This window comes from Sphingobium anseongense (assembly GCF_037725245.1).
In the GTDB taxonomy this organism is placed as follows: Bacteria; Pseudomonadota; Alphaproteobacteria; order Sphingomonadales; family Sphingomonadaceae; genus Sphingobium.
This window is the reverse complement of sequence record NZ_JBBJUL010000003.1, coordinates 329,707-345,065: the sequence shown is the minus strand read 5'-3', so window position 1 is coordinate 345,065 and position 15,359 is coordinate 329,707. Positions and strand designations below refer to the sequence as shown.

Below are 15,359 nucleotides of genomic sequence, written 5' to 3'. Positions count from 1 at the left end.
GGCAATATAGCTTTGCTTTGCGCTTCCAAAAATCTCCTTTGCTGATAGCCACATTCTAGATCATTTCCCGTTATCATTTTGGAAATATTGGGTATTTTCTGTAGCGGACCGAAAAATCGGCGATCACCAGCGGCCGTGTCGCCTTGACAGTCATATGACTACTATTAATGTAGACAAACACTGCGCGCGAGTTTGCTCTACGCCAGCCCTGGGGTGGGACTATCCCGGCAGTCGCTGATGGCAACGCCGATCCTGCTCTCCGTTTTCGTCTCAGAAATGCAAGAAGGGGTAGTCCGTGACTCGCAAACATCTTCTGTCCATCACGGCGGCCGCAGCGGCGCTTTCGGTCGCCGCCCAGGCTTATGCGCAGCAGCAACAGCCGCAGGCCTTTCAGGGCAAGATCGGCCGGACACTGGCGCAATCGCAGGAATATTGGCCAGAACCGGTCCGGGCGCCGGCGGGGGCGCCCAATATCGTCTGGATCCTGCTGGACGATGTTGGCTTCGGTGCGTCGAGCGCATTCGGCGGCGGCGTCAGCACGCCCGTGCTGGAGCAGCTGGCCAATCAGGGCCTGCGCTACACCAATTTCCACACGACGGCGATCTGCGCGCCGACCCGCGCTTCGCTGCTGACCGGCAAGAACAGCTCGTCGGTCCATATGGCCGGCTTTTCTCATACGATATTGTCTGCCGGATTTCCCGGCTGGGATGGGCGTTTGCCATCGGAAGACGGCACGATCGCGGAGATCCTGCGCGACCGTGGCTACAACACGTTCGCGGTCGGCAAATATGGCCTGACTCCTGATGAGGAGGCGAGCGACGCCGGTCCGTTCGACCGATGGCCAACCGGAAAGGGCTTCGATCATTTCTTCGGTTTCCTGGGGTCGCAGACGGACCAGTATAAGCCGGATCTGGTCGAGGATCAGGCCTATGTGAAGCCTGATGGCCGGCATCTGAGCGAACAGATCACCGACAAGGCGATCGCCTATATCGACCGGCAGCGGGACGCTGCGCCCGACAAGCCGTTCTTCCTCTATTATGCGCCAGGCGCGACCCATGCGCCGCATCAGGTCGCGGCCGAATGGAGCGACAAATATCGCGGCAAGTTCGACGCCGGCTGGGACGCGTATCGCGCCGAGGTTTTCGCGCGGCAAAAGAAGCTCGGCGTCATCCCCGCCAACGCCAAGCTGCCCGATCGAAATCCGGACATCAAGGCGTGGGCCGCGCTCAGCCCGGACGAGAAGACGCTCTATGCGCGCTTCATGGAGGTCTATGCGGGCTTTCTCACCTATACCGACCATGAGATCGGCCGGCTCGTCGACCACCTCAAGGAAACCAAACAATATGACAACACGATTTTCATCGTAATCGTCGGCGACAATGGCGCGAGCAAGGAGGGCACGCTGAATGGCGACATCGATCGGCCCCTGGTGGGTAAGCCCTTGCCGGAAGCGGATAACATCCAGTATAACCTCCGAAAAATCAACGAGATCGGCACGGCCGACGCGATCGAGGGCAATTATCCGCTCGGCTGGGCGCAGGCCATGAACACGCCGTTCCGGCTGTGGAAAACGGACGCCAACAGCGAGGGTGGCACCCGCAACCCGCTCATCATCTCCTATGCGAAGGGGATCAGGCAGGGCGGCATCCGCACCCAATATGGCCATGTCGTCGATATCCTGCCGACCACGCTGGAACTGATCGGCGTTACCGCGCCGGACCATATCCGGGGTGTTGCCCAGCAGCCGATTCAGGGCACTTCACTGGCGTATTCGATCACCCAGCCAAAGGCGCCCTCCCGGCACCGGCTGCAATATTATTATATCTTCGGATCGCGCGCGATCTATCAGGACGGCTGGAAGGCCTCGCTCGCCTATCCCTATCCGTTGACGGCCAATACCGCATCGGGACGCAAGCCGTTCGACGAGAATGCGTGGGAACTATATGATCTCAACACCGACTTCAACGAGCGCGTGAATCTGGCCGCCAAATATCCCGACAAGGTCAAGGACTTGCGCGCGCTGTTCGAGCAGCAGGCGCAAGAGCATAATCTGTATCCGCTCATCACGTGGGACGATGTTTTTGCCGGCAAAATCCACCAGACGAAGGGCCGCAAATCGATGGAAGAGGAATCGCGGAAGGTCGCGCATCCGGCGCGGAAATAAGAGCGGAAATCTATGCCCACAATGGACATGATCGTCATTCCCGGTGGAACGTTCGACATGGGGTCGGACGGCTTCTACCCGGAGGAGACCCCGGTGCGACGGGTGCGGGTCGATCCGTTCCGGATAGATCCCACCCCGGTGACGAACCGCCAGTTCTCCGCCTTCGTCGCGGCGACCGGCTATGTGACCTTTGCGGAGATTCCGCCCGATCCGAAACACTATGCCGGCCTGCTGCCGGAACTGGCGCAGCCCGGATCGGCGGTGTTCGACGCGCCGCGCGTCGCGCCCCGCGACCTGTCCGTGCCGAGCTGGTGGAGTTACCGCATCGGCGCAAGCTGGCGCGCGCCGAGGGGACCTGGAAGTTCAATAGAAGGACTGGAGGACCATCCGGTCGTCCACATCGTCTATGCCGATGCCGAGGCTTATGCGGCGTGGGCGGGCAAAGCCCTGCCGACCGAGGCGGAGTGGGAATTTGCCGCCAGAGGCGGCCTTGCCGATGCGGCGTACGCCTGGGGCGATGAACTCGCGCCCGGCGGGGCGATGATGGCGAATTATTGGCAGGGAGCATTTCCCGTCGACAGCGCTTCAAACGGCGACAGGGTGCGCACCTCTGCGGTTGGCTCCTATCCGGCCAACGGCTATGGCCTATACGACATGATCGGCAATGTGTGGGAATGGACCTCCGACTGGTTCGCGCAGCCCAAGATCGAGCGCAAATCCTACGGTTCCTGCTGCGTACCCGCCAATCCTAGCGGCGGGACACGCGGGGGCAGCATCATCAAGCGCGACCCCGCGCGTGTTCCGCGCAAGGTTCTGAAGGGCGGCTCGCATCTTTGCGCGGAAAATTATTGTCAGCGCTACCGGCCTGCGGCGCGGTACGCCAATCCCGTCGACACGAGCACCGGGCACATTGGTTTTCGCTGTATAATCCGGGATGTCTAGGCAAGGTCAACCGAACCGAATTGTCCTCGGCAACCTAATCTTCAAGCGATACTGGCACATTCAATGTGCCCCGATCGACCCTTGCGGACACCTTGGCTCGAACAGGGTGGGTAGCGTCAAAGGCCGATGTGTGATGTCGCTGGTCCATGCTGATCTTTTTAGGGTGCACAAAAACTGTTGTGCGGGCAATTTAATGGGTGTACGAAATTGGTATGGAGATCGAGTTCGACCCGGCCAAAGACGAGAGTAATATCGCCAAACACGGCATATCCTTGCAGGCTGCGGAAGGGTTCGATTAGGACACGGCCTTTGAACGCGAGGATGACCGCTTCGATTATGGAGAGGTCCGTTTCGTTGCCATAGGGTTGATCGGTGATCGCCTGCATGTGCTGGCTTTCACCGACGGCTCCCACGACGATGCGGTTCGCGCCATCAGCATGCGTCCGGCAGAGAAGAATGAAGCGAGGTTCTATTATGGCCAAGTTTGATCCTGAGATTCACGACGATAATCCGCCGATGGATGCGGCGTTCATGTCCGGAATGAAACCGTCCCGGCGAGGTCGTCCGAAGCTCGAAACCCCGAAGGTAGAGGTGAAAATCCGCCTGGATGCGAAGACGGTCGAGCATTTGCGTGGGAGCGGCCCAGGCTGGCAAACGCGCGTCAATGCCCTGCTGGGTAAGCTCGTAGCGTCAGGGCAAATCTAGCAACTTCGCGGCCAGCAATCAGACAGAGGTGCGACGCCATCCTGCGGTGTGATACGCCTCGCGCGCTGAAGAGAAGAAAATTCTATATAATTCAGATGGTTAGCCTGCCGGAATCATGTGATTGACGTCGACTAAGGTTTTCCGTTTGTCCGCATCGAGTGATGCATTTCGCGAATCAGCAATCGGGAACAAGCTCCCGGTCAACAACGCCCAACCGGATTTGGATGGCGGATCAAATGATCTTGCGCGGTCACCCGAGTCCATGAATGGCACTGTCGAGGTAGGCACCCTCACCCATTATTGCTGGGCCTCGCGAAGTCGGTCGGTTGGAAATTCAGCCGTGATCTTGCATCTCCATATTGCACTACTATGTAGTGCGCTATGGAAATCGCGTCCAGTCATCTGCCTGAAACCGAAGCCGCCCCGGACGACAGGTCCGGGGCGGGCAACGAGCTGTCATTCGCCGTTTATCGCGCAGCCAACCGGATGGCGCGGATGCACAAGCCGTTCCTCGAGCCGCTGGGACTGACGTTCCCGCAATATCTCGTCCTGCTCGAACTCTTTGCCGACACGCCGCGCACGGTGGGCGAACTTGGCGGAAAGCTCGGCATGGAAACGGGCACGATCACGCCGCTTTTGAAGCGGCTGGCGATGGCTGGAACGGTAACGCGCGTTCGCGATACCGCCGATGAACGACGCGTTCTCATCGACCTGACACCCGCCGGTGAAGCGCTCCGCCCCGCCGTCCTGGCGATCAGCGGCCAGATCAGGACGGCCTGCAAGCTCGATGAACGGGGCGCCACCGACCTGCGCCGGACACTCGATGACTTCGCCCGGCCGGGAGTCGAAAGCGATCCGCCTGCATTACCTCATCTCCGGTCGCCTGCGGCACACAGCCAGGCCGGCGCCGGACCACACAGCAAAGAACAGCACATATGAAGATCGGCATTCTCGGCACCGGCAATATCGGCAAGACGCTCATTCACCGGCTGAGCGAGGCAGGGCACGACGTGAAGGTCGCCAACTCGCGCGGCCCGGATTCGATCGGCCCCGACATCCTGTCTTCAGCAGCCCGGTGCGCCGGCCTATTGCACCGACCTGACCCGTGACGAGATGGGTTCGGCGCTAGCCGCGGCGGAAAGGGCGCGACTGCCGAAGCGTCGCGACCTTGTCGGCGCGGCGATGATGGAGCGGCTGGAGGGTGCGGCTCCCGGACTTGATCCGGACTACCTGCCGCGCTTGAATCGCGCACTGTTCATGTAATCGACACCATCATTCCACGGGGGATGGGGCAGGCTGCCTCATCCCCCATGACCTCAGGATTGAAGAATGACGCTTGATCTGACCCGGCGCAATCTCGCCATCGGCGCCCTTGCTAGTCTGGCTGCTACGACCCTCCCGCGTACCGTCGCCATGGCGCAGGCGCCGACAGGCTCGAAGGTAGACCTTTCGCTGGTGGATCCGCAACTGCGCGCGGCCGCGCGCGAAGCGGCGCCAATAACCGACGCGCTCTCGGCTCTGTCGCCGGCTACGCTGCCCGCCCTGCGGGCTTTGGGTAGCAGGGTGCCCGCATTCGATACCAATGTTCCGGTCGAGCGTCGATCGATTCCCGGCGGGCGCGGAGCGCCCGAGGTCATCGTCTATGTCATCAACGCGCGTGCCGGCACGCGGCGTCCCGCGATCTTGCATACGCATGGCGGCGGCTACATCATCGGTGCCCCCGCCAGCGACGTACCCCGGTTACAGAAGATGGCTGCGACGCTCGATTGCGTGATCGTGTCGGTCGACTATCGACTGGCGCCCGAGGTGGGATATCAGGGGTCGATCGAGGACAATTACGCCGGCTTGCGCTGGCTGTTCGGTAATGCGGCAATATTGGGTGTCGATCCGCGGCGGATTGCGGTCATGGGCGAGAGCGCCGGAGGCGGCCATGCCGCGTTGCTGGCATTGGCGGCCCGCGATCGCGGCGAGTTCAAGCTCGCCTTCCAGTTGCTGGTCTATCCCATGCTCGATGATCGCACGGGCAGCAGCCGTCAGGCGCCTGCAACGGTCGGTCAGATCATCTGGACGCCCGCCGGCAATCGCTTCGGCTGGCGTGCGTTCCTGGGTCAGCAGCCGGGAACCGCAACGGTCCCGGTCGCGGCGGTCCCGGCGCGAGTCGTCGACCTGTCCGGTCTGCCGCCTACCTTCATCTGCGTGGGCGCGCTCGATCTCTTTGTAGAGGAAGACATGGAATATGCCCGGCGGCTCGTCGGGGCAGGTGTGCCGACCGAGCTGCTGGTGGTGCCCGGTGCGTTCCACGGGTTCGATAACGGCTCGCCCGAGGCTGGTGTCGTTAGGCAGTTCAACGACGCAAAGCTGGACGCCTTGCGCAAGGCATGGGCGACCCCGATCGGCTGAGGCGCCCGATGCCCGCAGATTCCCTTATACACACGGTGTCATTGATTGACCTGTGCCCATGATTTGGAGCCGATGGCGGTGATGCGGACTGGCTGAGCTCGACCGGCTTGCCGCGGGCATACTCTGGCAGCGCGGCGTCTATGAGGGCGGCGAATCCTCCTGAAAGACGCCTGCGCCGCGGCGTCGTGGCCGGGATGGCGGGGACGCACCACCAGTCGCCGGAAACCGAGCCGCCGCAAGACGTCGCCCACGCTGCGTTCGGCCAGCACGACGCCGAACTTGCGCTCGATCGCCCGGGCCAGGTCTATGCGCCGCCAGCGAACCACCCCATCTTCAGCCAGATCCGGTCCTTTGCGGACCCACTGCGCCACCTGCGCTTCCTGCTCCAGCGACAGCAGGCGCTTCGGACCGGTGTCGCCTTTCCGGTCGGACAATCCCGCAAGCCCTTCCGCATTGTAACGGTGAACCCAGTCCCTCAGTGTCTGACGATCCATCCCCGCCATCTGCGCCGCCTCAGCCCGCGACCGGCCTTCCAGGACCAGCGCCAGCGCCGGCATCCGTCGCGCCGCCGCTTCACGGCATCGTCCCGCCGCGTCCAGATCATTCCGCTCTATCTTGATTGCCGCCATGCCTGCCTCCGTCCTATCCGGAGGCATCGAATCACCGACTGCCCAATCCGCAACCCTGCGAGTCAATCATTCACGCCGGCGCGCCGACGGCTGATAACCACGTTGACAGATGCGCCCGGGTTTGAGAAGTCAACGTTGACAAACTGTCGGCCTAAATGGTGGTGCAACACGCTAGTCGGGCATTGAAGTCAGGGAGGGATTCCAGGTGACTATCCGCAGCAGCATTTTTGTGTCCGCTTCAACCTTGGTGCTTGCGACGGTGGCCACATCCGTCGCCGTTGCGGCGGACCGGCCGGCCCCGCCGGTTCGCGAGCCGATGGTCACCGCCAACCGCATCGAACCGATGGCGTCCAAGATTCCGATCGCGGTGACCGACGCCGGCCGTGTGCGCGGCGTCGCCGAGGGCGACGTGATAGCTTATCTCGGCGTTCCCTTCGCCGCCCCGCCGGTCGGCGAACTGCGCTGGCGTTCGACCCAGCCGGCCGTCAAATGGAGCGGCGTGCGGGAGGCGGTGCAATACGGCCACGATTGCATGCAGAAGCCGTTCGACAGCGACGCCGCGCCGCTCGGCACGACGCCGTCCGAGGATTGCCTGGTGCTGAACATATGGCGGCCCGCCGAGACCTCGGCCCGTCCGTTGCCGGTGATGGTCTGGATCTATGGGGGGGGCTTCGTCAACGGCGGCTCCTCGCCGGCGGTTTATGCCGGTGATCGCTTTGCCCGGCGCGGCGTGGTGCTGGTGAGCTTCAACTACCGCCTGGGCCGCTTCGGCTTCTTCGCTCATCCAGCCCTGAGCCGTGAGCATCGGGAGGAGCCGAAGGGCAACTACGCCTTGATGGACCAGATCGCCGCCCTGAAGTGGGTCAAGGCCAATATCGCGGCCTTTGGCGGCGACCCGGCTAATGTCACTCTGTTCGGGGAGTCCGCGGGAGGGTTTTCGGCTAACGCACTCATGGCCGCGCCCGATGCGCGGGGGCTGTTCCACAAGGCGATCGTGCAGTCCGGCGGCGGCCGCGACGCGCTGATGACGCCGCGCCCTCTGTGGGGCGACAGGCCAGACCAACCCTCCGCGGAGACATTGGGGCTTTCCTTCGCCCGCCGGCACGGCGTCGAGGGTGAGGATGCCGCCGCGCTCGCCAGACTCCGCGCTCTGCCCGCCGATCGGGTAATCGACGGCTTGAACCTCGCCAGCCTATTCACGGCGGGCTCGGGGGATTTCGCGGGTCCGATCCAGGATGGTAAGATCGTCGTCATGTCGCCGGAGACTGCCTATCGCGCAGGAAAGGTCGCTCCGATTCCGGTGATCGTGGGCGCCAACAGCGCCGACATGGCGTTCAGCCGCGCCCGTACCATCGATGAGGCGATCGCACCCCTCGGCGGTGACCGGGCGGCGGCGCTGGCGGCCTACGATCCTGACCGCACCGGCAATGCGGCGCTGGTGGGTGAGCGCGTCGCCATGGACGCGACCATGATCGAGCCGGCGCGCTTTGTCGCCGCCTCCGTCGCTGCGGGGGGGCAAGACGCTTATGTGTACCGCTTTTCCTATGTGGCCTACTCCATGCGCGACGATTGGAAGAGCGGCGCGCCCCACGCGACTGAAATCCCCTACGTGTTCGACACAGTCCCGGCCAAATATGGGTCGCGGCTGGCCGCCCAGGACATGGCGGTGGCCCAGGTCATGAACGGCTACTGGGTCAATTTCGCCAAGACCGGAGACCCGAATGGTCCGGGCCTGCCGGCCTGGCCCCGCTACGACGCGGGGGCAAGGCAGCTGTTGGATTTTAGCGCCGAGGGGAACCCGAAGTCAGGGCCCGATCCTTGGCGGCTCCGGCTCGACCTGACGGAGGCGGCTGCTGACAAGCGCGCTGCGCGCTGATCCGCCGGTCCCGGCCGGCGCCGCATAACTGGCGTGCTTTGCCGCCCCATCTAAGTCGTGGCCTGGCTCCCGGTGCCGAGCAGCCAGAGCTCGGCCTCCTCCAGCAAAAGGAACATGCGCATGCGTTTGTCGTCCCCTAGGTTCCCCAGGATACGGCGCGTCTGAATCTTGGCAAGACTGGAGCCGAGGACGAGTGCATAGCGGTCCTCGGGCGTGCGCAGCAGCCGATCCGGTCCGTCGAAATGACGGCCGACCTCCGGCAACTGGATTGACAGTCTGCGCGCGTCTACAAGCAGCCTAATCTTCGCGAACCGCCCCGCTGCGACCTCTAACAGCTTTGCAAGGTCCGCATTGTACCCCCTGACATCGTCGATCGTCATCAGGGCGTCGGCCAAATGGGTCGCCCGAACCAACTGCTTCAGCTCATCAATCACGATCTCCGACACGGCGGTTACCCTCTTGTTATAACATCATGTATTGGTGACATCGGCTGACAGAAGCGATCTAACGCCGGAAAGCTATCAGTTGCCGACCTCCCCCGTTGCCGCTTCGATAGGCGGCCGAGAAATCATCTCGATCGAACCCAAGCGACCTTCGCTCTTCAGGATCCTTTTTATTCAAGCTTTGCGCACAGAAGCACATTATCCATCCTACCGGCATTTCGCATAAGCATATAGGAACCAGGAGGCTCGGAGATGCCGGATATGGTCCGTATCAATCCTTCCAGGCCGTTGCGGGCACGCGAACGATGACGGGCTTGCCCAGTTTTGCCGCACTTTCGCCGAGCGCGAAGCTGTAGCGCCCTCCCGCGATCGACCATCCGCCGTCTTTCCAGTCAGCCAGCAAGCGGTTGTCGACATCGAGCGTCACCTGGCGACTCTCGCCCGGCTGCAGCGCCACTTTCCTGAAACCGACCAGCCGCTCCAGCTTTTCGCCATTGCGCTCGACCAGATAGAGCTGCGGCACATCCGCCCCGGCGCGGCCACCGACATTGCGGACCGTGAAACGCAACCGGACCGACGCGCCTGCCCGCGCCGACAGCGGCCCGTGGGAAAAGCTGGTGTAGCTCATGCCATGGCCAAAGGAGAATAGCGGCGTCTCGCCCGATTTGGCAAAGCCGCGATAGCCAACATCCGCACCCTCGTCATAAGGGACTTTGACCGGCGTGCGGTCTGGCAGGCCAAGCCCTGGCAGGGCGATGCGCGGATATTGATCGATCGAAGCAGGATAGGTGATCGGCAGGCGGCCCGACGGATTGACCTTGCCGGTCAGGACATCGGCGATGGCCTTCCCGCCTTCCTGGCCGGGATACCAAGCCTGCACGACGCCCCTCGCCTTGTCGAGCCAGGGCATCGTCACCGGGTTCCCCGTTTCCAGCACGACCACCAGATTGGGGTTGGCGTCGGCCAGTGCCGTGATCAACTGATCCTGTCCCTGAGGGAGGGTAAGCGAGCCAGAGTCCACGCCCTCACCCTCCCATTTGGTCGCGAAAACGATCACCATGTCCGCCCTGGCGGCATAGGCCGCCGCAGCTTCCGCCGAATAGCCGTTCTGGAAGCGGATTGTGGCATCGGGCAAAGCCCTGCGCAGCGCATCGAGCGGCGCACCGGCCATGTAGATCTGGCGGCTGAACAATGCCACCAACCCGTCTCCGCCCTGCTCGATGATACGCAGCGCGCCATTGGAGGGAGTGACCTGGCTCGACCCACCGCCCGACAGCACCCCGAAATCCGCGTTCCCGCCGACCACGAGAATAGTCCGCGCTTTGGCGGCGAGCGGCAATATGCCGTCATTCTTGAGCAGGACGATGCCGCCGCGCGCCGCATCGAGCGCGACCTGGGCGTGCGCCTTGTAATCGATCGGTTGCGGTTTGTATGGAGCCGCAATGCCCACCGTGAACAGGCTGCGCAGAATGCGGCGCACAGCGTCGGAAACCCGGCTCTTCGGGATGTCGCCCTTGGCCACAAGATTCGCAAGCGGCTGGCCGAACCAATGCTGCTTGTCGAGTTGATAGCCCATCTGCTGATCGAGGCCGGATTTGATATAGGAGACGTCATCGACCGCGCCCCAGTCCGACATGACCCAGCCCTTGTATTTCCATTCATCCTTCAGCACGCGGTTCAGCAGATAGTCGTTACCGCACGCCTTGTGCCCATTGACCAGATTATAGGCGCACATGACCGCGCCCGGCCGGCCGATCTCGATGCCGATCTGGAAGCCCAGCAGTTCGCTTTCCCGCAGCGCGCTTTCCGCGATCACCGAATCCGCCGTGTGACGCAGCGTTTCCTGGCCGTTCAGGGCGAAGTGCTTGACGGTCGAAACCACGCCCTGCGACTGCGTGCCGCGGATGGCATGGCCGACGAGCGTCCCGGCGAGCAACGGGTCTTCGCCGAGATATTCGAAATTGCGGCCGTAACGCGGATCACGCGCCAGGTTCATGCCGCCGCCGAGTAGGATGTTGAAACCCTTGGCCCGCGCCTCCGCGCCGACCGTCGCGCCGATGCGTTCGGCCATCGCGGGATCGAACGACGACGCCAGCAGCAGGCCCGATGGCATGGCCGTTGCGACATCACCCTTTCGCAGTTGGAAGGGGTTGGAGACGCCGAGGCTCGCATCGGTCGCAAGCTGGGGCGGAACGCCCAAACGCGGGATGCCAGGCACATAGCCGGCCGTCGCCGGCATGCCTTCGGGAATTACGACCTCTATCCCGGGAAACGCAATCGGCACGATACCGGACAACAGGCCGATCCGTTCGGCATCGGTCATCTGCGCTTCCAGCCGCGCGGCCTTCGCGTCGGCATCCTCTTGGCTGTTTTGCGCCGTCAGCGGCTGCGACGCGAGAAGGCACGAGAGGGTAAGCAAAGCAAAGCGCATGAATATTCCTTCGTCAGGCTCGATGGCGTGCCGACCAGCCATAGATGGCGATCAGCAGGTAGCAGATGGCAGGGATGGTGAGCGCCATCGCCAGGGAAGTGGCGTCGGCGATCGCGCCGGTAAGCAGCGGGATGATCGCCCCGCCGACGATGGCCATGCACAACAGGCCCGACCCCTGCGGTGTCCGCTCGCCCAGACCTTCGATCCCCAGGCTGAAGATCGTCGGAAACATGATGGCGTTCATCAGGCCGACGGCCAGGATCGCATAGCCTGCGACAGCGCCCGCCGTCATTGCCGACAGGGCGATCAGCATGACCGCACCGATGCAGACGGCGGACAGGACCAGACCGGGCCTGAAGCGTCGAAGCAGCACAGCGCCGACGAAGCGGCCGACCATCGCGCCGCCCCAATAGAGCGCGATCATCGTTCCGGCCACCTGTTCGCTCAGCCCCATGACGCTCTTCTGCGCGAGATAATTGACGAGCATCGATCCGATCGCGACTTCCGCCCCGACATAGAGAAAGAGGGCCACTACGCCACCTGCAAGCCGCCTGCGCCGCAGCAGGGCTAACGACCCGGCCAGGCTTGCCGGTGCGCCTTGTCCGCTCGGAATCGCGGAACGACGCACGAAGAAGAATAGCGCGACGGCCAGGAGTATCACGGCAATCGCGATATAGGCGTGGCCGACCACCGCCGCCTCTTTCGTCAGGAAAAGGGCGCGCTCTATTGGCGCAAGCCCAGCCGGGTCCACCTTGCTCATCGAGCCGAGGATGATGAGGGCGCCGATCGGCGGAAACAGTGTAGTGCCGAGCGAGTTGAACGCCTGCGCCAGCGTCAGGCGGCTGTGCGATGTCGCCGGATCGCCCAGATTTGCGATCAATGGATTGGCGCCGACCTGCAGAATCGTGATCCCGGAGGCCAACACGAACAACGCCGCGAGAAAGGTGGCGTAGATGCCCGACGACGAAGCGGGGACGAACATCAGGCAACCGATGGCCATGGTCGCGAGGCCGGTGACGATACCCTTGAGATATCCGATCCGCGCGATCAACGCGCCGGCGGGAATCGACACGATGAAATAGGCCATGAAGAAGGCGAACTGGGTCAGCATCGCCTCTGTATAGGAGAGCGAGAACAGCCCCTTGAGCTTGGGGACCAAAATGTCGTTGAGGCTGGTCAGCCCCCCCCAGAGGAAAAAGAGCGCGACGACAGCCGCCACGAGGGCGCGCGATGCGGGTATCTGTTCAGAGCCTGTTCGAACATGGTCGGAAACCAACACGGTCATTGCCCTCTTTCTGCTGTATAATGGCGGGTAGGCCGCAATCCACCGGATCGCAGCCTACCCCTATGACCCCGAACGCCCCCGAGTATCAGAACTTCACACCGACGCGCGCGCCATAAGTGCGCGGATCGGAAATCTGCGAAGAACCAAAGAAGCCGTTGGTGGCTGTCGAAAGAACGATATTGTTCTCGAGATTCTTGGCGAAGCCCTGGATGTACCAGCGATCACCGGGAGCATTGTAGGACACCAGCATGTCGGTCTTCGTATAGCCGGGAACGCGGAACTGTGTCTGCGTTCCAAGCGCGGCAAGTCTAAAGTCATCCGAAACGCGCGTGCGCACGCCCGCCTGGATATTGCCGCCATTTGCGAGTTCAATGCTGTGCGTGTAACCGACGGTGAACACGACCGACGGCGAGCGGTCGAGCTTTCTGCCGGCGAAATTGACGCTCGGTGTGACCTGGTAGTCATCATAGCGCGCATTGAGCCAGGCCATCGAGAAGTCGAACTTGCTCGATCGCGCTGGGGTAATCACGCCTTCAAGCTCCACGCCATCGACCTTCGCCACTGCCGCGTTGGAAATCTGAAAGCACGGGCCTGCGCCGCAGATTGCCGCCTGAGTGAGTTGGATATTCTTGCAATCATAATGGAAGGCCGATGCGTTAAGCCGCACGGCGTTATCCAGGAACCCCGTCTTGATGCCGACTTCATAAGACGTCAGCGTTTCCGGATTGTAATAGAGCTCGCTGGGGAGACTGTTGCAGGTCGGACCTGTCCCGGTTGCGCAGCCGTCATTGAATCCCCCCGCCTTGTATCCGGTGGAGACGACACCGTAGAGTAAGGTGCGATCATTGAGATCGAAATCCGCGCCAAGGCGCCATGTCACCTTGGAAAAGGATGCGGCGGCGATATTGGGCGTCGATGAATCTCCGGGCTGGTTGCACGCGACGGTGCCGCAAACAAGCGTAGCGCCGTCACGCGACTTCTTGTCGTGCGAATAGCGGATGCCTGCTGTCAGTCGAAAGTTGCTGGCGACAGCATAGGTGGCCTGCCCAAATCCGGCCCATGACTCCGCGATCGTCGGATCCTGAGGAAAGCCAAATATATAGCCGGGCGTGCCCGGGGTGGGCGAAAGCAAACCAATGAGGTCCGCTCTGATGCCCGATCTCTCCTTGAAATAATAGAGCCCCGCCTGCGCCTTGAGTGGACCATCGCCGACGGAGAAGCGAATTTCCTGGCTGTTCTGCCAATATTTTCCCACAAAAGTGTTAGGAGTCGCGCCGCCGAAACTCAATAGAAGAGCATTATTTACCCGACTGTCCAACTCTCGATAAGACCCAATATAGTTGAGCGTAACCGGCCCTAGATTATAGCTGAAGTCGGCCATGACGCCCCAGGTCGAATTGTCGGTGTAGAGCGGGGTTTGCACAGGCGCGTTGATCGTGCGCAGTTGATCGAAAGTTTTGCTGTTCCCGATGTAGATCGGCTCGACGCCCGGCGTATCGAAGTTCTGATAGAAATTGCCCGTCGGAAGGAAGTTGAACGGGTTGCCCTTGATCGATGAATAATCGCCGCGGACCAGCAATTCGCCGTCACCTAAGTCAAACAGGGCGGACAGGCGGCCCGACAGATTTTTCTTGAACGGATCGAGCGGCGTCGTGAAGGCCGGCCCCCGGATCAGATAGCTATCGCGCCGGTCGTAATTGGCTGCGGCCCGGATCGCGACGGCGTCGCTTACAGGGATGTTGAGCACGCCTGTAATCTGCTGGGTATCGAAATTGCCATATGATGCGTCAAGCGAGCCGTTGAAGCTGCCCAGTTTCGGCTTGTTGGCGATGACGTTGACAAGACCGGCCGTCGTGTTGCGACCAAAGAGCGTGCCTTGAGGCCCCCGGAGTACTTCGACACGCTGGACGTCGAAAAAGCTCACTTCCTGCGCCTGGGGACGCGCGATATAAATCCCGTCGACCATGAATGCGGCCGATGGATCGCCTTTTTCAGTGATGTCCGAACTGGTCACGCCGCGAATGGTAATCTGCAGCCCGCCATTGTTGCGATCGATCGACAGGTTGGGGACCTGCTCGGCCAGAGTCGTGGGATTGGTGATGCCCGCCGACGCCAGCGCTGCCCCGCTGATCGCCGTCAGCGCGATCGGGGTTTTCGAAGCGAGCGTTTCGTTGCGCGTCGCAGTGACAATGATCTCCCCATTGGGGATTTCCGCCGCCTGATCGGCCTGCGCATAGGCGCTGGATGGAATAGAAAGGCCGGTGGCCAACGCGAGTATCGATATACGAAAGCGACTGTTGATCATGTGTTGAAGCTCCCCTCCTAAATGGCACGGACCATTACGGTCTCATAAGAACCGGACCCCTATCCCAAATTGCCAACGTTGACAAGCCGCCGAAAAGGACCGCAAACAGAAGGCGAGGGCCGTGATCACTGCCCAACTGCCGTGGAATCGAGGACTCCTCTGGGGATATTTCGCCTTCC

Annotated in this window: 12 protein-coding genes and 1 pseudogene; 8 read left to right on the top strand and 5 right to left on the bottom strand. The window is 62.1% G+C overall.

Annotated features, from left to right (window positions below):
- Window positions 1-295 precede the first annotated feature (295 nt).
- The 7 genes from WG908_RS06245 to WG908_RS06215 all read left to right on the top strand — a co-directional run bounded on the left by WG908_RS06245 (window position 296) and on the right by WG908_RS06215 (window position 6,211).
- Window positions 296-2,164, top strand: a complete 1,869-nt coding sequence (locus WG908_RS06245; RefSeq protein WP_340185699.1) for an arylsulfatase — start codon at window positions 296-298, stop codon at window positions 2,162-2,164.
- Window positions 2,165-2,191: 27 nt separating this feature from the next.
- Window positions 2,192-3,106 (top strand): formylglycine-generating enzyme family protein, encoded by a 915-nt coding sequence (locus WG908_RS06240; protein ID WP_340185746.1) that lies wholly within the window; start codon window positions 2,192-2,194, stop codon window positions 3,104-3,106.
- A 359-nt stretch (window positions 3,107-3,465) separates the two neighbouring features.
- Complete coding sequence (locus WG908_RS06235; protein ID WP_340185745.1) at window positions 3,466-3,594, top strand: BrnT family toxin; 129 nt, start codon at window positions 3,466-3,468, stop codon at window positions 3,592-3,594.
- Window positions 3,581-3,811, top strand: a complete 231-nt coding sequence (locus WG908_RS06230) for a BrnA antitoxin family protein (RefSeq protein WP_340185698.1) — start codon at window positions 3,581-3,583, stop codon at window positions 3,809-3,811. The genes WG908_RS06235 and WG908_RS06230 overlap by 14 nt, the downstream gene beginning before the upstream one ends.
- Before the next feature lie 381 nt (window positions 3,812-4,192).
- Window positions 4,193-4,750 carry a MarR family winged helix-turn-helix transcriptional regulator gene (locus WG908_RS06225; RefSeq protein ID WP_340185697.1) on the top strand — a complete coding sequence of 186 codons (558 nt, stop codon included), beginning with the start codon at window positions 4,193-4,195 and terminating at the stop codon, window positions 4,748-4,750.
- A complete protein-coding gene (locus tag WG908_RS06220) occupies window positions 4,747-4,920 on the top strand; it encodes an NAD(P)-binding domain-containing protein (RefSeq protein ID WP_340185696.1) in 174 nt (57 codons plus the stop codon). Before WG908_RS06225 ends, WG908_RS06220 begins: the two co-directional genes overlap by 4 nt.
- A gap of 220 nt (window positions 4,921-5,140) precedes the next feature.
- A complete protein-coding gene (locus tag WG908_RS06215) occupies window positions 5,141-6,211 on the top strand; it encodes an alpha/beta hydrolase (protein WP_340185695.1) in 1,071 nt (356 codons plus the stop codon).
- 94 nt (window positions 6,212-6,305) lie between these two features.
- Here WG908_RS06215 and WG908_RS06210 read toward each other — a convergent pair.
- Window positions 6,306-6,840 (bottom strand): annotated as a pseudogene (locus WG908_RS06210) (helix-turn-helix domain-containing protein); the annotation flags it as partial.
- Window positions 6,841-7,045: 205 nt separating this feature from the next.
- Here WG908_RS06210 and WG908_RS06205 point away from each other — a divergent pair.
- Window positions 7,046-8,716, top strand: a complete 1,671-nt coding sequence (locus tag WG908_RS06205) for a carboxylesterase/lipase family protein (RefSeq protein ID WP_340185694.1) — start codon at window positions 7,046-7,048, stop codon at window positions 8,714-8,716.
- Between the two features lie 50 nt (window positions 8,717-8,766).
- Here WG908_RS06205 and WG908_RS06200 read toward each other — a convergent pair whose 3' ends face one another.
- The 4 genes from WG908_RS06200 to WG908_RS06185 all read right to left on the bottom strand — a co-directional run bounded on the left by WG908_RS06200 (window position 8,767) and on the right by WG908_RS06185 (window position 15,180).
- Window positions 8,767-9,162, bottom strand: a complete 396-nt coding sequence (locus WG908_RS06200; RefSeq protein ID WP_340185693.1) for a hypothetical protein — start codon at window positions 9,160-9,162, stop codon at window positions 8,767-8,769.
- Between the two features lie 268 nt (window positions 9,163-9,430).
- A complete protein-coding gene (locus WG908_RS06195) occupies window positions 9,431-11,590 on the bottom strand; it encodes a beta-glucosidase (RefSeq protein ID WP_340185692.1) in 2,160 nt (719 codons plus the stop codon).
- A 13-nt stretch (window positions 11,591-11,603) separates the two neighbouring features.
- Entirely contained in the window at window positions 11,604-12,875 is a 1,272-nt protein-coding gene (locus tag WG908_RS06190) for a sugar MFS transporter (RefSeq protein ID WP_340185691.1), read from the bottom strand.
- Between the two features lie 85 nt (window positions 12,876-12,960).
- Window positions 12,961-15,180, bottom strand: a complete 2,220-nt coding sequence (locus WG908_RS06185) for a TonB-dependent receptor (protein ID WP_340185690.1) — start codon at window positions 15,178-15,180, stop codon at window positions 12,961-12,963.
- Window positions 15,181-15,359 lie beyond the last annotated feature (179 nt).